The 15273-nt window shown below is 66.7% G+C and carries 16 protein-coding genes; 10 read left to right on the top strand and 6 right to left on the bottom strand.

The window, feature by feature from the left end:
• Window positions 1–26: 26 nt before the first annotated feature.
• Window positions 27–305 (bottom strand): hypothetical protein, encoded by a 279-nt coding sequence (locus ABKS89_RS20050; protein WP_138214833.1) that lies wholly within the window; start codon window positions 303–305, stop codon window positions 27–29.
• Between the two features lie 87 nt (window positions 306–392).
• Entirely contained in the window at window positions 393–998 is a 606-nt protein-coding gene (locus ABKS89_RS20055) for an arylesterase (protein ID WP_138214900.1), read from the bottom strand.
• Window positions 999–1008: 10 nt separating this feature from the next.
• On the opposite strand from ABKS89_RS20055, the gene ABKS89_RS20060 reads away from it, so the two are divergent.
• The 3 genes from ABKS89_RS20060 to greB are packed head-to-tail and all read left to right on the top strand — an operon-like array spanning window position 1009 to window position 4746.
• Window positions 1009–1692 (top strand): ABC transporter ATP-binding protein, encoded by a 684-nt coding sequence (locus ABKS89_RS20060; RefSeq protein ID WP_138214834.1) that lies wholly within the window; start codon window positions 1009–1011, stop codon window positions 1690–1692.
• Between the two features lie 13 nt (window positions 1693–1705).
• Window positions 1706–4207, top strand: coding sequence for an ABC transporter permease (locus tag ABKS89_RS20065; protein ID WP_348586783.1), 2502 nt, complete (start codon window positions 1706–1708; stop codon window positions 4205–4207).
• Window positions 4208–4248: 41 nt separating this feature from the next.
• Window positions 4249–4746 (top strand): transcription elongation factor GreB, encoded by a 498-nt coding sequence (gene greB, locus ABKS89_RS20070; RefSeq protein WP_081518650.1) that lies wholly within the window; start codon window positions 4249–4251, stop codon window positions 4744–4746.
• 108 nt (window positions 4747–4854) lie between these two features.
• Here the strand turns inward: greB and ABKS89_RS20075 are convergent, their stop codons facing one another.
• Window positions 4855–5175 carry a hypothetical protein gene (locus ABKS89_RS20075; RefSeq protein WP_081518651.1) on the bottom strand — a complete coding sequence of 107 codons (321 nt, stop codon included), beginning with the start codon at window positions 5173–5175 and terminating at the stop codon, window positions 4855–4857.
• Between the two features lie 181 nt (window positions 5176–5356).
• Here ABKS89_RS20075 and thpR point away from each other — a divergent pair, with 181 nt between their 5' ends.
• Window positions 5357–5875: an RNA 2',3'-cyclic phosphodiesterase gene (gene thpR / locus ABKS89_RS20080; RefSeq protein WP_171039417.1), complete on the top strand. Its 519-nt coding sequence runs from the start codon at window positions 5357–5359 to the stop codon at window positions 5873–5875.
• Here the strand turns inward: thpR and ABKS89_RS20085 are convergent.
• The gene (locus ABKS89_RS20085; protein WP_348586785.1) at window positions 5861–6760 is read right to left on the bottom strand and encodes a LysR family transcriptional regulator; all 900 of its coding nucleotides are present in this window, start codon (window positions 6758–6760) and stop codon (window positions 5861–5863) included. The genes thpR and ABKS89_RS20085 overlap by 15 nt on opposite strands.
• Window positions 6761–6853: 93 nt before the next feature.
• Between ABKS89_RS20085 and ABKS89_RS20090 the strand changes: the two genes are divergently transcribed.
• Window positions 6854–7882 (top strand): YeiH family protein, encoded by a 1029-nt coding sequence (locus ABKS89_RS20090; protein WP_081518654.1) that lies wholly within the window; start codon window positions 6854–6856, stop codon window positions 7880–7882.
• 94 nt (window positions 7883–7976) lie between these two features.
• Here ABKS89_RS20090 and ABKS89_RS20095 read toward each other — a convergent pair whose 3' ends face one another.
• Window positions 7977–8411 (bottom strand): DoxX family protein, encoded by a 435-nt coding sequence (locus tag ABKS89_RS20095; RefSeq protein ID WP_017517576.1) that lies wholly within the window; start codon window positions 8409–8411, stop codon window positions 7977–7979.
• Window positions 8412–8553: 142 nt separating this feature from the next.
• On the bottom strand, window positions 8554–9978 hold the full coding sequence (locus ABKS89_RS20100) for an MltF family protein (protein WP_138214839.1): 1425 nt from the start codon (window positions 9976–9978) through the stop codon (window positions 8554–8556).
• Between the two features lie 224 nt (window positions 9979–10202).
• On the opposite strand from ABKS89_RS20100, the gene ABKS89_RS20105 reads away from it, so the two are divergent.
• From ABKS89_RS20105 to ABKS89_RS20125, 5 genes are all read left to right on the top strand, one after another.
• Window positions 10203–11003 (top strand): TatD family hydrolase, encoded by an 801-nt coding sequence (locus ABKS89_RS20105; RefSeq protein ID WP_348586787.1) that lies wholly within the window; start codon window positions 10203–10205, stop codon window positions 11001–11003.
• A 137-nt stretch (window positions 11004–11140) separates the two neighbouring features.
• Window positions 11141–12619: a methyl-accepting chemotaxis protein gene (locus ABKS89_RS20110; RefSeq protein WP_348586789.1), complete on the top strand. Its 1479-nt coding sequence runs from the start codon at window positions 11141–11143 to the stop codon at window positions 12617–12619.
• A 115-nt stretch (window positions 12620–12734) separates the two neighbouring features.
• Entirely contained in the window at window positions 12735–13094 is a 360-nt protein-coding gene (locus ABKS89_RS20115; protein WP_138214842.1) for an Mpo1-like protein, read from the top strand.
• A gap of 145 nt (window positions 13095–13239) precedes the next feature.
• On the top strand, window positions 13240–13686 hold the full coding sequence (locus tag ABKS89_RS20120) for a putative pterin-binding protein (RefSeq protein WP_242015371.1): 447 nt from the start codon (window positions 13240–13242) through the stop codon (window positions 13684–13686).
• Window positions 13686–15263 (top strand): diguanylate cyclase, encoded by a 1578-nt coding sequence (locus tag ABKS89_RS20125; protein ID WP_518301054.1) that lies wholly within the window; start codon window positions 13686–13688, stop codon window positions 15261–15263. Before ABKS89_RS20120 ends, ABKS89_RS20125 begins: the two co-directional genes overlap by 1 nt.
• Window positions 15264–15273: the final 10 nt, after the last annotated feature.

The raw sequence follows: 15273 nt of genomic DNA on the forward strand, positions 1-15273 counted from the left end.
ACCGCAAGCCCCGTCAACGGGAGATATCAGACGAGCCAGGAACTGCGCGCGCCGCGCTTTTCCTCATCGAGTTGTTTCAGACAGGCCGCACAGATGCGCCGATCACGCAGCAGCGGCTTCTCGGCTCCGCGCCACATCGGCTGCGCCGGCAGCAGGCTGCCGCACAGCGTGCGGTCGGCCGGGGTTCCCAGCTCCAGCTGGCGTGCGACCAGATGCACCCGGACCTCGCGGCAGGCGAACAGGTCCAACTGCTCATCGGGTTCGATCAGCTGGTAGGCGAAGAGGGTCCAGGCGGGGCGCGACATAGGGGGTTCCAGAAGGGTGCGCAAACATAGCCGAAAGGCCGGGCGCGGGGAAGCCTCGATTCCGTGGTTTATCCGTGCCGGCCTTCATCACAGCAGGGGCTTGAGCGTCGGCCACACGTTGTCGAGCAGTTTAGGCTGCGCCGCCACCGCCGGATGGATGCCGTCGGCCTGCATCATGTCCTGCACGCCCCCTACCCCTTCGAGAAAGAACGGCACCAGCGCAATCTTCTGCTCGCTCGCCACGCTGTCGAAAACCTTGGCGAAAGCGTCGGTGTAGCGCTGCCCGTAGTTGGGCGGCAGGCGCATGCCGAGCAGGATCACCTTGGCGCCCGACTTCTGCGACTGCTCAACCATGCCGCTAAGATTCTGTTGCAATTGCGCCGGTGTCATTCCGCGCAGGCCATCGTTGCCGCCCAGTTCGATCACCACCAGCTTCGGCTTCTGCTCCGAAAGCAGCGCCGGCAGCCGCGCGAGGCCGCCTGCCGTGGTGTCGCCGGAGATCGACGCATTCACCACCTTGTAGTCGAAACCCTGCTCCTTCAGACGCTTGTCCAGCAGGTTGACCCACCCCAGGCTGGTATCCAGCCCCAAACCGGCGCTGATACTATCGCCGACGACCAACAGCGTCTGCGCCGCGGCCTGCTGCGTGATCAGAAGCAACGCCAGGCAGCCGCCCATTAGCCATGCACGCATCGGATTCTCCATGAGCGAAAGCATTCTCACCGCGCGGAACCTTAGCAAGGTTGTTTCCAGCGCGGAAGGCAAGCTGACCATCCTCCACGACCTCTCCCTCGACCTCGTCCGCGGCGATAGCCTCGCCATCGTCGGCAGCTCAGGCTCGGGCAAATCCACCCTCCTGGGCCTGCTCGCCGGGCTGGACCTGCCCAGCGGCGGCGAGATCGTCCTGCTCGGCCACACCCTCGGCAGCCTCGATGAAGACCAGCGCGCGCGGGTACGCGCCGCCCACGTCGGCTTCGTCTTCCAGTCCTTCCAGCTGCTCGACAGCCTCAATGCGCTGGAGAACGTCATGCTGCCGCTGGAACTGGATGGCCGAAAGGACGCCGGGCAGCGCGCCCGCGAATTGCTGGAACGCGTCGGCCTCGGCCAGCGCCTGACCCACTACCCGCGCCAGCTCTCCGGCGGCGAGCAGCAGCGGGTCGCCATCGCCCGCGCCTTCGCTGCCGAACCGGACGTACTGTTCGCCGACGAACCCACCGGCAACCTCGACACCCACACCGGTGAGCGCATCAGCGACCTGCTCTTCGAACTGAACCGCGAGCGCGGCACCACTCTTGTCCTGGTGACCCACGACGAACGCCTCGCCCACCGCTGCCAGCGCCATATCCGCCTGGAAAGCGGCCACCTGATCGACCACGTCGAACCCTGACGGACGAGAGCCGATGAAGCCACTGTCGCTGCCCAACCTGTTCCGCCTGTCCCTGCGCCAGCTGTGGCGCGAGGGCCGCAGCGGCGAACTGCGCGTGCTGTTCTTCGCCCTGCTGGTGGCGGTGGCGGCCAGCTCTGCCATCGGTTATTTCAGCGCGCGCCTGAACGGCGCCATGCTGGTTCGCGCCGCCGAATTCCTCGGTGCCGACCTGGTCCTCACCGGTACCCAGCCGGCGCAGCAGGAACAGATCGACCGCGGCCTCAAGCTCGGCCTGCAGCATGCGCAGAGCGTGGAATTCTCCAGCGTGGTAGCCACCGACAACGGCATTCAGCTGAGCAGCGTGAAGGCCGTCGGCGACAGCTATCCCCTGCGCGGCGAACTGAAGAGTGCGCCTGCACCCTTGCAGCCGGAAGTCGAAGGCGGCCGCCCGGCGCCGGGGGACATCTGGGTGGAATCGCGCCTGCTGGCCAGCCTCGAGCTGAAGATCGGCGACAGCGTCGACATCGGCCGCAAGTCCCTGCGCATCGCCCGCGTGCTGACCTACGAACCGGATCGCGCCGGCGACTTCTACAGCCTCACCCCGCGCGTGATGATGAGCCTGCAAGACCTGGACGCCACCGGCGTGGTCCAGCCCGGCAGCCGGGTGCGCTATCGCGACCTCTGGGGTGGCGCGCACGACGCGCTGCAAAGCTACCGGCAGGCGACCCAGGGCAATCTTGCCGCCAACCAGGAACTGCAGGACGCCCACCACGGCAACCGCCAGATCGGCGACGCCCTGGGCCGTGCCGAGCGCTACCTGAACCTCGCCAGCCTTGCTGCCGTGCTGCTCGCCGGCGTGGCCGTGGCCCTGTCAGCCAACCGCTTCGCCACCCGCCGCTTCGACGCCAGCGCACTGCTGCGCTGCCTGGGCCTGTCGCGCCGCGAAGCCCTTCTACTGTATGGCAGCCAACTGCTCACGCTGGGACTGGTCGCCAGTGTCTGCGGCGCCTTCCTCGGCTGGCTCGCGCAGCTGGGCCTGATGCACCTGCTGGGCAACCTGCTGCCGCCGGAAATCCCCGAGGCCGGCATAGTCCCCGCGCTCGCCGGCATGGCCACCGGCCTGGTCGCCCTCGCCGGCTTCGCCTTGCCACCGCTCGCCGCGCTGGGCCGCGTGCCGCCGCTGCGAGTGCTGCGCAGCGACCTGCTGCCCGTGCCGATGCGCACCTGGGCCGCCTATGGCTGTGCCCTGCTCGCCCTCGGCCTGATCATGTGGCGGCTGAGCCTGGACCTGAAACTCACCCTCGCCCTGCTCGGCGGCGGCGCCATCGCTGCGGTAGTCCTCGGCTTCATCCTGCTGCTGGCCCTGCGCGGCCTTCGCCGTGCACTCCAGGGCGCCAGCCTGCCGTGGCGACTGGGCCTGGGCCAGCTGCTGCGCTACCCGCTCGCCGCAGCCGGGCAGAGCCTCGCCTTCGGCCTGATCCTGCTGGCCATGGCGCTGATCGCCCTGCTGCGCGGCGAACTGCTGGACACCTGGCATTCCCAGTTGCCGCCCAATGCGCCGAACCACTTCGCGCTGAACATCCTGCCGGCCGAGAAAGAAAGTTTCGAGCAGCGGGTGAAGGCACTGTCGCCCAACGCCGAAGACCTCTATCCGATGGTGCCGGGCCGGCTGGTGGCAGTGAACGGCAAGCCCGTCCAGACATTGAAGGAAGATGTGCGCAGCGAGCGCGCCCTGCACCGCGACCTCGGCCTGACCTGGTCGGAGCGCCTGCCTGCGGGCAATCAGATAGTCGCCGGTGACTGGTGGCAGGCCGGCGAGAAAAGCGAGTTGCCGGGCGTCTCGGTAGAAGAGAAGCTCGCGGGCAACCTCGGCCTGAAGGTCGGCGACCACCTGAGCTTCACCGTCGCCGGGCAGACTCGCGAAGCGCAGATCCGCAGCCTGCGCTCGGTGAAATGGGACAACTTCCAGCCCAACTTCTTCATGGTCTTCGAGCCCGGCACACTGACCGAGCTGCCAGTGACCTACCTGACCAGCTTCTACCTACCGGTGAGCCAGGAGCGCCAACTGATCGAACTCGCCCGCGCCTACCCCACCGTCACCCTACTGCCAGTGGACGCGCTGCTGGCGCAGCTGCGCAGCATCCTCGACCAGGTGACGCTGGCGGTGGAGTACGTGCTGGTGTTCGTCCTCGCCGCCGGCTTCGTGGTGTTGTTCGCCGGCCTGCAGGCGACCCTCGACGAGCGCCTGCGCCAGGGCGCACTGCTGCGCGCGCTGGGCGCCGAGCGCGGCCTGCTGATGCGCACGCGGCGCAGCGAGTTCGCCCTGCTCGGTGCGGTCAGCGGCCTGCTGGCGGCGCTGGGTTGCGAGTTGATCAGCTACCTGCTCTACCGCCTGGTCTTCGACCTGCCGTGGAGCCCGCATCCCTGGCTGCTGGGGTTGCCGGTGCTGGGTGCGCTGCTGGTGGGCGGCGCCGGCCTGCTCGGCACCCGCCGCGCGCTCACCGTGAGCCCATTGCGCCTGCTGCGCGAGAGCTGATCGGGTAGACTGCCCCGATCACTCTCGCCGCACTGGAAGCCATGAGCCGCTATCGTCCGCCCCGCCCCGCCGGTACCCCGCTGATCACTCCCGAAGGCGAAGCGCGCCTGCGCGCCGAACTGCATGAACTGTGGAACGTGCGCCGACCGCAGGTGACCCAGTCGGTCAGCGAGGCCGCAGCGCAAGGCGACCGCTCGGAGAACGCCGAATACACCTACGGCAAGAAGATGCTGCGGGAGATAGACAGCCGCGTGCGCTTCCTGCGCAAGCGCCTGGAGAACTGCAAGGTGGTCAGCGAGCGCCCGGCAGACCCGAACAAGGTCTACTTCGGCGCCTGGGTCACCCTGGAAGACGAGGACGGCGAACAGGCCCGCTACCGCATCGTCGGCCCGGATGAGCTGGACCTGCGCAACAACCACATCAGCATCGACTCGCCCCTGGCCCGCGCCCTGGTGGGCAAGGAGCTGGACGCCGAGGTGATGGTGCGCAGCCCGTCGGGCGAGAAGATGTGGTTCGTGGTGGAAATCGACTATCCCTGAGGCCGCGCCAATGATCGCGGATCAAACTTCCTGTAGGAGCGGGCCGCTTACTAGAAATGCAGGGGCGCGATCGCGCCCATGGGGCGCTCCTACAGGGAGCTCAAGCGCTCAGAACGACGGCGGACGCCGGGTAATCAGGCCTTGCCGGGCGACACGGGTCAGCTCGTGAACAGCCGACTCCAGCTGCTCGGCCACCGGCGACTGCACCACCGCGAAGTCGAAACTGTCGGACGGGAAGCGCGCGAGATCGGCAAAGGTTTCGGCAAACTGGATCAGGAAGGTACGCGAGCCGTTCCAGCGCTTGGGCCAGCCATCGAGGTAACGGACGAGGGTGGGCTGGTGATTGCCGCCCAGGAGAATCTTCGGATTGCGGCGCACCAGGCCAGTGGTGATCGGGGCCAGGCGCACATGCGGGTTGGGACAGGTCATGGTGTCACGTCTCCGCCTCAGGGGTCCTGCTGGACGCGGCGAGAGGCACACCGAACCAGCGCTTTAGCGGTATTTCGATGTCAGCCTTCGCTGCATCCGCGCCCCGCAAGTTGCTACTTAAATCGGCGCTGTGCGGCATCCTAGAGAAGCCCCGGCAAAGCTGTCAAGGAGACTTCAGTCGATGACCACACCCCCCATGCGGCTGTTCTTCGCCCTGCCCTGCCCGGCGGAACTGGCGGCGCACATCTGCGCCTGGCGTGACAGCCTGCACCACGACGGCCAGCCCGTAGCCCAGGCCAACCTGCACCTGACCCTGGCCTTTCTCGGCTCCGTACCACGCGGGCGCAAGGCGGAGTTGCGCGCCATTGGCGAACGCCTGCCGCGCCAGGGCTTCAACCTGGAGCTGGACCACATCGCGCGGTGGAACAACGGCATCCTGCACCTGGCGCCGAGCAACGCACCGGCCGCCCTGCACGAACTGGTGCACGCCCTGCGCGAGGAGCTGCATGCAGGTGGATTCGAAGTCGAGCATCGCCCGTTCCATCCGCATATCACCCTCGCTCGCCATACCCACCACACGCCGGCCGCCGCAGCCTCCTTCCTGCTGCCAGCCCAGGCCGTGACGCTGTTCAGCTCGGAGAACAGCCCCACTGGCGTGCGCTACCGCGCAATCGGCGAGTGGCCGCTAGACAGCGTCTGAGCGCGCCGCCCAGCCCTGGGCGTAATCGAGAAAGCGACGCAGGCCCGCCGTGGGGTACTTGTCGACATGCAGCGCACGGAAGAAGGTGCGCCGCAGCGGTCCCAGCGGGTTTTCCAGGCGCACCAGTTCGCCGCGTGCAAGCTCCACCTGCACCACGCGCTGCGACAGGCAGCCGATGCCGAAGCCACTGCCCACCAGATGCTTGATCGCCTCGGCGTTGCTCACCTCCAGAGGCGCGTTGACGCTGCCCAGCCGCGGCAACACCTGCTGCTCGAATGTCACGCGGGTACCGGAACCGGCTTCACGCAGCACCCAGCGCGCCGCCGCCAGATCCTTCAGGCTGACGCGTTCGGCCAGCGCCAGGGGATGATCCGGCGCCACTACCAGCAAAAGCTCGTCCGCCATCCAGGGAGTGAGCTGTATCTGCGGATGCTGGATCGGCGCCTCGATGAAGGCCACGTCCAACCTGAACTCGGCCAGCGCCTCGATCACCCCGCCGCTATTGGCGACCTGCAACTCCAGACGGCTTTCGGGCAGCTCGCCGAGAAAACCGGCCATTACCTGCGGCAGCAGATAGCCACCGATGCTGCGGCTGGCGCCGAGGCTCAGCTGCACTGGCGCCGACTCGAACAGGCTCTCCAGCTCCGCGCTCTGCGCCAGCAAAGCACTGGCCTTAGGGTAGAAGGCGCGGCCGTTGTCGTTCAGCGCCAGGCGCTTGCCGCTACGATCGAACAGGCGCGTGCCGAGCGCGCGCTCCAGTTCCTGCAACGCCTGGCTGGCGGCGGACTGCGACAGCGCGATGCGCGCTGCCGCCTGGGTCACGTTGCCCAGTTCTGCGATGGCAGTGAAGGTCGCCAGCTGGCGAAGGGTGATGCGCGGGCCCATATCGATAAAACCGGTCAACCCAATAAGAACAATCCGTTTTTACACTAAGCAAGGCGGCGGCACCATGGCTTCACCTTACACAAGGAGCCTGTAATGAACGCCCTTCGCCGCCTGCCCTACTACGTCCCTGGCGCCCTACTCTGCCTGGGCATCGCCTTCGGCTCCCGCCAGCTCATGGAAATCCCCGCGCTGCAGCACCTGGGGCTCGGCAGCCTGACCCTGGCGATCCTCATCGGCCTGCTCGCCGGCAACCTCGGCCTGGCCCGCTTCGGCAGCATCCGCCCCGGCATCGACCTGTCGCGCCAGCAACTGCTGCGCCTGGGCGTGGTGCTCTACGGCCTGCGCCTGACTTTCCAGGACATCGCCGCCCTCGGCCCGGCCGCACTGATCATCGACGTGCTGATGGTCGCCAGCACCCTGACCGTCGCCTGGTGGATCGGCGAGCGCTGGCTCAAGCTGCCGCGTGAAAGCGCCCTGCTGATCGGCGCTGGCAGCGCCATCTGCGGCGCCGCGGCGGTGATGGCGAGCAGCCCGGTGCTCAAGGCGCGTGCCGAACACACCGCCGTCGCGGTGGCCACCGTTGTCCTGTTCGGCACCCTGGCGATGCTGCTGCACCCGCTGATCTACGCTGCGCTGCCCAACCTGTTCGGCAGTGAGCAGGCCTTCGGCGTGTTCACCGGATCGACCATCCACGAAGTCGCCCAGGTGGTTGCCGCCGGCCGCGCCATGGACCCCGCTGCTGCCGACGCCGCGCTGATCAGCAAGATGCTGCGCGTCCTGCTGCTGGCCCCGGCTCTGCTGATCCTCGGCCGTGTGGGTTGCGCCGAAGCCGCCGAGCCGGGTGCGCGCCGCAAGCTGCACATTCCGGGCTTCGCCGTGTTCTTCCTGCTGGTGACCGGCCTGCGCTCGCTGGGCTGGGTGCCGGAAAGCTGGTTGGCGCCGCTGCAGCAGCTGGATGATGTGATGCTCGGCATGGCGATGGCCGCCCTGGGCCTGGCCACCCGCCTGGGCGACCTGCGCAAGGAAGGCCCGAAGCCGCTGCTGCTGGGCGCCGGACTGTTCGTCTTCCTGCTGGTGGGCGGCGGCCTGATCAATGGCGGCGTGCAGTATCTCTTCCACTGAATCGCGTTCCACCGATTCAGAGACAAACAAAAAGGGCGGACACCTTGGGTGTCCGCCCTTTTTCGTTACCGGCTTTCTGCTACTACCTTGGCGATCAGCTGGACAGCTTGCGGTCCAGGGAGAACGGGCCGGCGCCGCTGATCAGCAGCGCGACGCTGATCATGATCAGGGTGAAGGCGTATTCGAAGCCGTTGGCGGTGATGAAGAAGCCGTTGGCCAGGTGCACGCTAAACACGGCAACCAGCATGGCGACGATCAGCGGGATGCTCGCCAGGCGGACCAGCAGGCCAAGGACCAGGGCCAGGCCGCCGAAGAATTCGGCGCTGCCGGCCAGAGCGGCCATCAGGTAGCCGGGGGTCACGCCGAGGGATTCCAGCCAGCCCGCCATGCCTTGCAGACCCGGGCCACCGAAGGCGCCGAAGAGTTTCTGCGAGCCGTGTGCCATGAAGGTCAGGCCGGTGGTGATACGCAGTACAGCGATGCCGGCGCCGGCGTTGGTGGTCAGGATGGATTTGATCAGCGAGTTCATGGTGCGTCCTTATGGAAGCTCGAGTGGGAGCGAAGGGTTGCGTAGGAAGTGGGTGACAACCGTGGTTGCTTGGCGACCACTATATCCAGTTTTTCCGATATCAAAAGCGTAAAATCGCGCTGATAACTATCGAATTAACCGATTACTTCTTGATTGCGGCCACGCTTTCACGTGGCTCGAGGCCATCACGTTCGCGCTGATATGCAAGATAGTACTTGTTGACGCTACTGACGTAGTTCACCACGCCCATGCCCAGTTGCTCGGCCGCCACACGCTCGACCTGGAAGAACCACTGGTTGGGGTTCAGGCCCTGGCGCTTGGCCTCCGCACGCAGGCTTTGCACCCGCTCGGGACCGGCGTTGTAGGCAGCAAGAACGAAGGCCATACGGTCCCGTTCATTGATGCGCGGGCTGGAGAAGAAGCGCTTGCGCAGCATCGCCATGTAACGGCTGGCGGCCTGCACGTTGCTGTCCTTCTGGTGCACGGTATCCACGCCCACGGCGCGGGCCGCCGCCGGGGTGATCTGCATCAGCCCGGTAGCGCCGCCAGCGCCGCGCGCGCTGGCATTGAGATTGGATTCCTTGAAGGCCACGGCGGCCAGCGCCAGCCAGTCGACCTTGTTCTGCTCGGCGTAGCGCTGCAGGGTCGGGCGCACGGCTTCCAGGCGCTTGCGGTCAGGCACGACCAGCGGATTGCGCACCTGGTAGGCGCGGCGATAAAGGCGCTGGAAGGCCACGTCCTGGTCCGCCGGCGCGCGGTAGTCCTTGAGGAAGCGGTTGACGCTGGCGCGCAACATCGGTGCATCGCGGCGCACGTACCAGGCCATCGGCTCGCTGTTGTCCAGCACCAGATGACGGTCGACGCGTAGCTTGGTGAAGACCTTGCTCCAGCGCTCGGCGATGGGTTGCTCGACCACGGTGTAGTTGAAGATGCCCGCCTGGACCATCTCCAGCACGTCTTCCACGGCCAGGGAGGAATCGGTCCATTCCAGCACCAGCGGCGCCATACGCTTCTGCGCCAGACGCTCGTTGACCTTGCGCACGGCCTCGCCAGCGGCGCTGCCGGCCGGCAGGGTGATGGTGCGGCCGGCGAGCTGCTCCAGGCGTACGAACTTGCGGTTGCCCTGCTTGGTTACCAGGACCAGCGGCACGTCGGCCTTCCACGGCAGGCTGGGGCTGACATTCTGGCCATCACGGGCCAGCAGGACTTCCCCGGGCGCGACCAGATCGCCTTCGCCGCGCTGCAGCGCGCCGAGCAATTGATCCTTGGCTTTGGGAATGAATTTGATGGTGAGCGGCTTGCGCCCCGGGGCGCTGTCGTTGAGGTACTGCTCGAAGGCGCGCAGGCGGCGGTATTCGATGCCGATGGGCTCACCCTTGATTTCGCCGGAGCTGTTGCGGCTCTGGTTGACCAGAACCCGCAGGGTGCCGCCAGAACGGATGCTGGCCAGGTCGCGGGCGTCGCTGCTTTCCTGCTCCCAGTTTTCCGGCTGGGCCGTCAGGCGCGCGGCCGCCGGCAGTGGCGTGAGAGCCACAAGGCACAGCAGTAGCAGCAACAGTCGGGTCATCCAGCTCTCCGGGGGCTCGCACTCGGCGGTGGGCCGATTAGAGTGCGGTTTCGACCGGTAGTTCCCGGCCGCCAAGGGCGCGCAAGACTCTCACAGGAGGGGATAAACACCAACCCGAAACTTCCGATATATCTTCGGAATATTCCTCAACCTGTTGTTTTTGAAGAGTTTTTGTCAAAAAAGCGGCTTTTGCTATGCTCCGCTTCCGAACAAAGGGAACAAAAATGCAACTGATCGACATCGGCGTCAACCTCACCCACCCGAGCTTCGTCCCGGAACGTGAAGCGGTCCTCGCTCGCGCAATCGAGGCCGGCGTCGTACAGATGGTGCTGACCGGAACCAGCCTGGACGACAGCGAACAGGCCCTGGAACTGTGCCGGCAACTGGACGAAGAACAGCGTCTTTACTGCACCGCCGGCGTCCATCCGCACGAAGCCAGCCACTGGGACAGCAACAGCGCCAGGGTACTTCGCGGCCTGCTGGCCGAGGACCGGGTCAAGGCGGTCGGCGAATGCGGCCTGGACTTCAACCGCGACTTTTCGCCGCGCCCGCAGCAGGAGAAGGCTTTCGAAGAACAGCTGGGCCTCGCCGTGGAGCTGCAGTTGCCGGTGTTCATCCACGAGCGCGACGCCGGCGAACGCCTGCTGGCGATCCTCAAGGACTTCCGCGACAAGCTGCCGGCCGCCGTGGTGCATTGCTTCACCGGCGAGCGCCGCACGCTTTATTCGTACCTCGACCTCGACCTGCACATCGGCATTACCGGCTGGATCTGCGACGAGCGCCGGGGCACCCACCTGCAGGAACTGGTGCGGGAAATTCCCGAAGGCCGGCTGATGCTGGAAAGCGACGCGCCTTACCTATTGCCGCGCACCCTGCGGCCGAAGCCCAAGAGTGGCCGCAATCAGCCGGCTTATCTGCCGGAAGTTCTGGCTTGCGTCGCCGAGCATCGCGGCGAAAGCAGCGAAGCAGTCGCGGCCCACACCACGGCCTGCGCGCGGGCGTTTTTCAACCTGCCGGAAATTTGAACCAACTCTCAAGATCGCGGCTCGTCGGCCGATATGTCGGGGGTAGAAGGTGGCTTGATCGGTATCAATGGCCAACCTTCCCCCTTTTCACGACAATAATGGCGCCTTGCCATTATTTGACCGACAAGAAGAGATTTATGGCCGCCTGGATCCGCGATATTTCCCTCAAGTACAAATTCTGGGCCGTCAACGCGGTCGCCTTCGTCACCACCTTGCTGCTGGTCATGTTCGCCATGCACCAGGAACTCGACGGGCGCAACCAGCAGGCACGCCAGGGTGCCGAAGCCCAGGCCCAGTTGCTGAAGAACTGGCCGGCGGGCTCGGCACTGCCGACTTCGCCGAACCTCGTCAGCTTTGCCAGCGGCAGCGCACCGCAGATCACCGGTATCGACGGTTCCGCCCTCGCCCGCACCAGCGGCTGGGTTGACCTGCAGGGCGCGCAGACCCGCAATGGCGCCCTGGCAGGCGCCTACGTGCAGGACATGGGCAACGGCCAGCGCGTCGCCGTGCTCGCCCCCGGCGCCGACTTCTGGAGCGTCTTCGAGGACCGCGCCCTGCCCTTCGCCGGCGCCGTGCTGGTGCTGATGCTGGCCCTGCTCGCCGCCTCGCAGTTGCTGATCCGCTTCATCCTCACCCACCTGCTGACCCTGCGCGACGTGATGCTCCACGTGGAGAAGAGCGGCGACCTGTCCGCCCGCGTGCCGCTGGAAAGCCGCGATGAAGTCGGCCAGATGGCGACCGCCTTCAACGCCATGCAGGCCGGTTACCAGCGCGTGGTCGGCACCGTCGCCCAGGCCGCCGGGCGCCTCGACGAAGGCGCACGCAGCCTCGCCAGCAGCATGGGCCAGGTGCGCCAGGGCATGCTCGGCCAGCAGAGCGAGACCGACCAGGCGGCCACTGCCATCAACGAGATGTCCACCACCGTCCACCACATCGCCCAGCACGCCGCTGACACCCGCGACCAGTCACAGGAAGCCGACCGCCTCGCCGGCAATGGCCAGCAGGTCGTCGGTCGGGTCGGCCAGTCCATCGCCGGCTTGTCCCAGGGCGTGCAGCAGACTGCGGAGATGATCCAGCAGCTGGCCCAGGACAGCCACAAGATCAGCAGCGTGGTCAGCGTCATCCACGGTATCGCCGAACAGACCAACCTGCTCGCCCTCAACGCCGCCATCGAGGCCGCCCGCGCTGGCGAGATGGGTCGCGGCTTCGCCGTGGTCGCCGATGAAGTGCGCAACCTCGCCAAGCGCGTACAGGACTCCACCGACGAGATCACCCAGATGATCAACGCGCTGCAGTCCGGCACCCGCGACGCCGTGGAGTTCATGCAGGAAAGCTCGATCAAGGCCGACGGCTGCGTCGAGGAAGCCCGCGAGGCCGGCGAGGCCCTGGCGGCCATCGCCTCGGCCGTGGCGCTGATGCGCGAGAGCAACACCCAGATCGCCGTGGCCGCCGAGCAACAGAGTCAGGTGGCCGAGGAAATGACCCGTTCGGTCGTGGGCATCCGCGACGTCACCGAACACACCGTGCAGCAGACCGTCGATTCAGCCGGCACCAGCCACCAGCTGGCGGACCTCGCCGGCGAGCTCAGCCGTGCCATCCGCCAGCTGCGCCTGTAATCCCTATCGCCCACATAGCCTGCGCCCATTGGCGCGGGCTCCCGGGCAGCACCTAGACTGCTGACATTCCGCCCACCTGCACTCAGGCGGGCTTTTCAGTCTCGGGAGCAGCACCATGGGCAAACGTCACCCCAACCTCCTCGCCTGGCAGTGGCAGGGCTACGCCGCCAACCACCGCAACCCGACCAACCTGGCGCTGCACATCATCGCCGTGCCGCTGTTCATCCTCGGCGCCCTGACGCTACTCAGCGGGCTGTTCAGCCTGAGCCTGTCGGCGATCCTGCTGGGCGTGATCGGCATGGTCGCCTCGCTGGCCATCCAGGGCCGCGGGCACAAGCTCGAGGAGCAGGCGCCCGAGCCCTTCAGCGACCGCAAGGACGCCGTCGGTCGGCTGCTGGTCGAGCAGTTCGTCACCTTCCCGCGCTTCGTCCTGAGCGGCAAATGGTGGCGCGCCTGGCGAAATCGCAACAGCTGAGCCGGCCATATCAGCAAGGCGCGGCATTTCGGCCATTCAAGTACCCGGCAGGTTCGCCGATATAATCGTCGGGATTTCGTCACGAGCTGTTGAGATGTCGGCTTTTCGTCATTTTATTGGCATTTTTGCCTGCCTGTTTATTGTCATGCCCGCGCACTCAGCCCCGGAACCGGCGGCCGAGCGCACCGTGCTGACCATTGCAGTGAAGGACCAGCCGCAGCTCCTGCGCCATTACAGCCTGCGCGACCTTGAAGCGCTGCCGCAGACCGAGCGGCGCTCCATGCTCCCTGATGAATCCCACGTCTATGGCTGGCAGGGCGTGCGCCTGAGCACCCTGCTCGCCGGTTTCGACCGCACCGATGCCCAGCGCCTGCGGGTCGAGGCGCTGAACGACTATTCCGCGCTGATTCCGCTGAGCGACCTCGACGCCTTCGACCCCATCCTCGCCTACCGCCGCGATGGCCAGGCCATCGGCATCGCCGAGCGCGGCCCGCTGTTCGTCATCTACCCGATGCTCAATCACCCGGAGTTGCGGACCCAGGTCTACTTCAACCGCACCGTCTGGCAGGTAAGCCGCATTACCCTGGAGTGATCGCCGTGCCCCCGCAGCCTCCCAGGCGGCGCTATCGCCGCCTGACCGTCATCATCCTCAGCGGCCTGATCGCCGCGCTGACCGCCGGCGCCGGAGCGGCGCTGCTGATGGTGCACCAGCACGTCCGCCAGCTGGCCCATCCCGACGCCCATAGTGAGCTGTGGCAGGCCTACCAGCTGCGCGCTGAGCTGGAACGCTCGATGATCACTGCCCGCCAGGTGCTTGCCGGCAAGAGTGACAGCGATGCCCTGGCAACCCGCGTCGAAGTGCTCGCCAGCCTCCTGCCGCCGCTGCGCACCACGCCCGTCTTCAGCTATCTGGTCGTGCCGCGTCCGGAAGTACAGGCGACGCTGGAGACAATCCAGCGCCTGAGCGACGCCTGGCTCCGGCGTGCCCCCTGGGGCCAGCCGGCGGCAGCGAAGGTGCTGGCCGGCGAGATGCTCCGCGAACTGCCGCCCCTGCTCGAACCCACCCACGAACTGGTGGTGGTCACCAACATCGCCCTGACCAACTACATGGACGCCGAACGCCTCGACCTGCAGCGCGCCTTCAACCTGCTGGCCTGGGTGCTCTTCGGCCTCGGCCTGTGCAGCGTGCTGCTGGCCCTGCGGGTGATCGCCAATTCGCGGCGCAAGCTGCAACTCACCCAACGCCTGCACGACCTCAACCAATCGCTCGAGCAACGCGTCGAACAGCGCACCCAGGAGCTGAGCGAACGCAAGGCCCTGCTGCGCTACATCCTCGACACCAGCCCCAGCGACGTCGCGCTGCTCAGCGACGAAGATTCACGCGCCCATTACGTCAGCCCGCGTCTGCTGCAGCGCACCGGCATCCGCCCGCACGAGCCGTTCACCCTCCGTCGGCTGTTCGACGACCCGGATGAGGAAGCGCGCTTCCGCCAGTCGCTGGCCGACAACGGCCAGCTGGACAGCTGGGAAACCCGTCTGGCGGGCAACCCCGCTTACTGGGCGATCGTCTGGGCACGCAAGATGGACGTGGACGGCCGCCCCGCCTCGCTGGTGTGGAGCTTCGACATCAACCAGCGCAAAGCCATGGAGCAGGAGCTTCGTCTGCTGGCCACCACCGACCCGCTGACCGGCCTGCAAAACCGCCACGCCTTCGTCAAACGCGGCGTCGCCCTGCTCAAGAGCGCGCAGCGCTACGACCGCCAGTGCGCGGCACTGATGCTGGACATCGACTTCTTCAAGCCGATCAACGACAGCCACGGGCACGCCTTCGGTGATGCGGTACTGCAGGCCGTGGCCAGGGAGCTGACCCAAGGGTTGCGCGAAGTCGACCTGCTCGGCCGCCTGGGTGGCGAGGAGTTTGCCGCGATCCTCCCGGAGACCGACCTGCAGCAGGCGCTGCAAGTCGCCGAGCGGGTACGCAACAGCGTGCAGGCGCTGTCCTTCACCAGCGAAGACGGCAACAGTGTGCGCCTGACCCTGAGCATCGGCGTGGCCGAGCGGCGCGAAGGCGAACTGCGCCTGGAAGACCTGCTCGCCCGCGCCGACCGCGCCCTGTACCGGGCCAAGGCCGGCGGGCGCAATCGTACGGAGACCGCGCCCGGTCTCTAGCTGGAAGGCT

Origin of the sequence: Pseudomonas sp. LABIM340 (assembly GCF_040017195.2) — a bacterium.
In the GTDB taxonomy this organism is placed as follows: Bacteria; Pseudomonadota; Gammaproteobacteria; order Pseudomonadales; family Pseudomonadaceae; genus Pseudomonas.

Bases quoted from the DNA above. Each gene is read 5' to 3' on its own strand.
- ABKS89_RS20095 (WP_017517576.1), bottom strand. From the start codon at position 8,411: ATGAACTCGCTGATCAAATCCATCCTGACCACCAACGCCGGCGCCGGC.
- thpR (WP_171039417.1), top strand. From the start codon at position 5,357: ATGACCACACCCCCCATGCGGCTGTTCTTCGCCCTGCCCTGCCCGGCG.
- ABKS89_RS20115 (WP_138214842.1), top strand. From the start codon at position 12,735: ATGGGCAAACGTCACCCCAACCTCCTCGCCTGGCAGTGGCAGGGCTAC.
- ABKS89_RS20110 (WP_348586789.1), top strand. From the start codon at position 11,141: ATGGCCGCCTGGATCCGCGATATTTCCCTCAAGTACAAATTCTGGGCC.
- ABKS89_RS20050 (WP_138214833.1), bottom strand. From the start codon at position 305: ATGTCGCGCCCCGCCTGGACCCTCTTCGCCTACCAGCTGATCGAACCC.
- ABKS89_RS20075 (WP_081518651.1), bottom strand. From the start codon at position 5,175: ATGACCTGTCCCAACCCGCATGTGCGCCTGGCCCCGATCACCACTGGC.
- ABKS89_RS20060 (WP_138214834.1), top strand. From the start codon at position 1,009: ATGAGCGAAAGCATTCTCACCGCGCGGAACCTTAGCAAGGTTGTTTCC.
- ABKS89_RS20065 (WP_348586783.1), top strand. From the start codon at position 1,706: ATGAAGCCACTGTCGCTGCCCAACCTGTTCCGCCTGTCCCTGCGCCAG.
- ABKS89_RS20105 (WP_348586787.1), top strand. From the start codon at position 10,203: ATGCAACTGATCGACATCGGCGTCAACCTCACCCACCCGAGCTTCGTC.
- ABKS89_RS20055 (WP_138214900.1), bottom strand. From the start codon at position 998: ATGCGTGCATGGCTAATGGGCGGCTGCCTGGCGTTGCTTCTGATCACG.
- greB (WP_081518650.1), top strand. From the start codon at position 4,249: ATGAGCCGCTATCGTCCGCCCCGCCCCGCCGGTACCCCGCTGATCACT.
- ABKS89_RS20085 (WP_348586785.1), bottom strand. From the start codon at position 6,760: ATGGGCCCGCGCATCACCCTTCGCCAGCTGGCGACCTTCACTGCCATC.
- ABKS89_RS20090 (WP_081518654.1), top strand. From the start codon at position 6,854: ATGAACGCCCTTCGCCGCCTGCCCTACTACGTCCCTGGCGCCCTACTC.
- ABKS89_RS20120 (WP_242015371.1), top strand. From the start codon at position 13,240: ATGCCCGCGCACTCAGCCCCGGAACCGGCGGCCGAGCGCACCGTGCTG.
- ABKS89_RS20100 (WP_138214839.1), bottom strand. From the start codon at position 9,978: ATGACCCGACTGTTGCTGCTACTGCTGTGCCTTGTGGCTCTCACGCCA.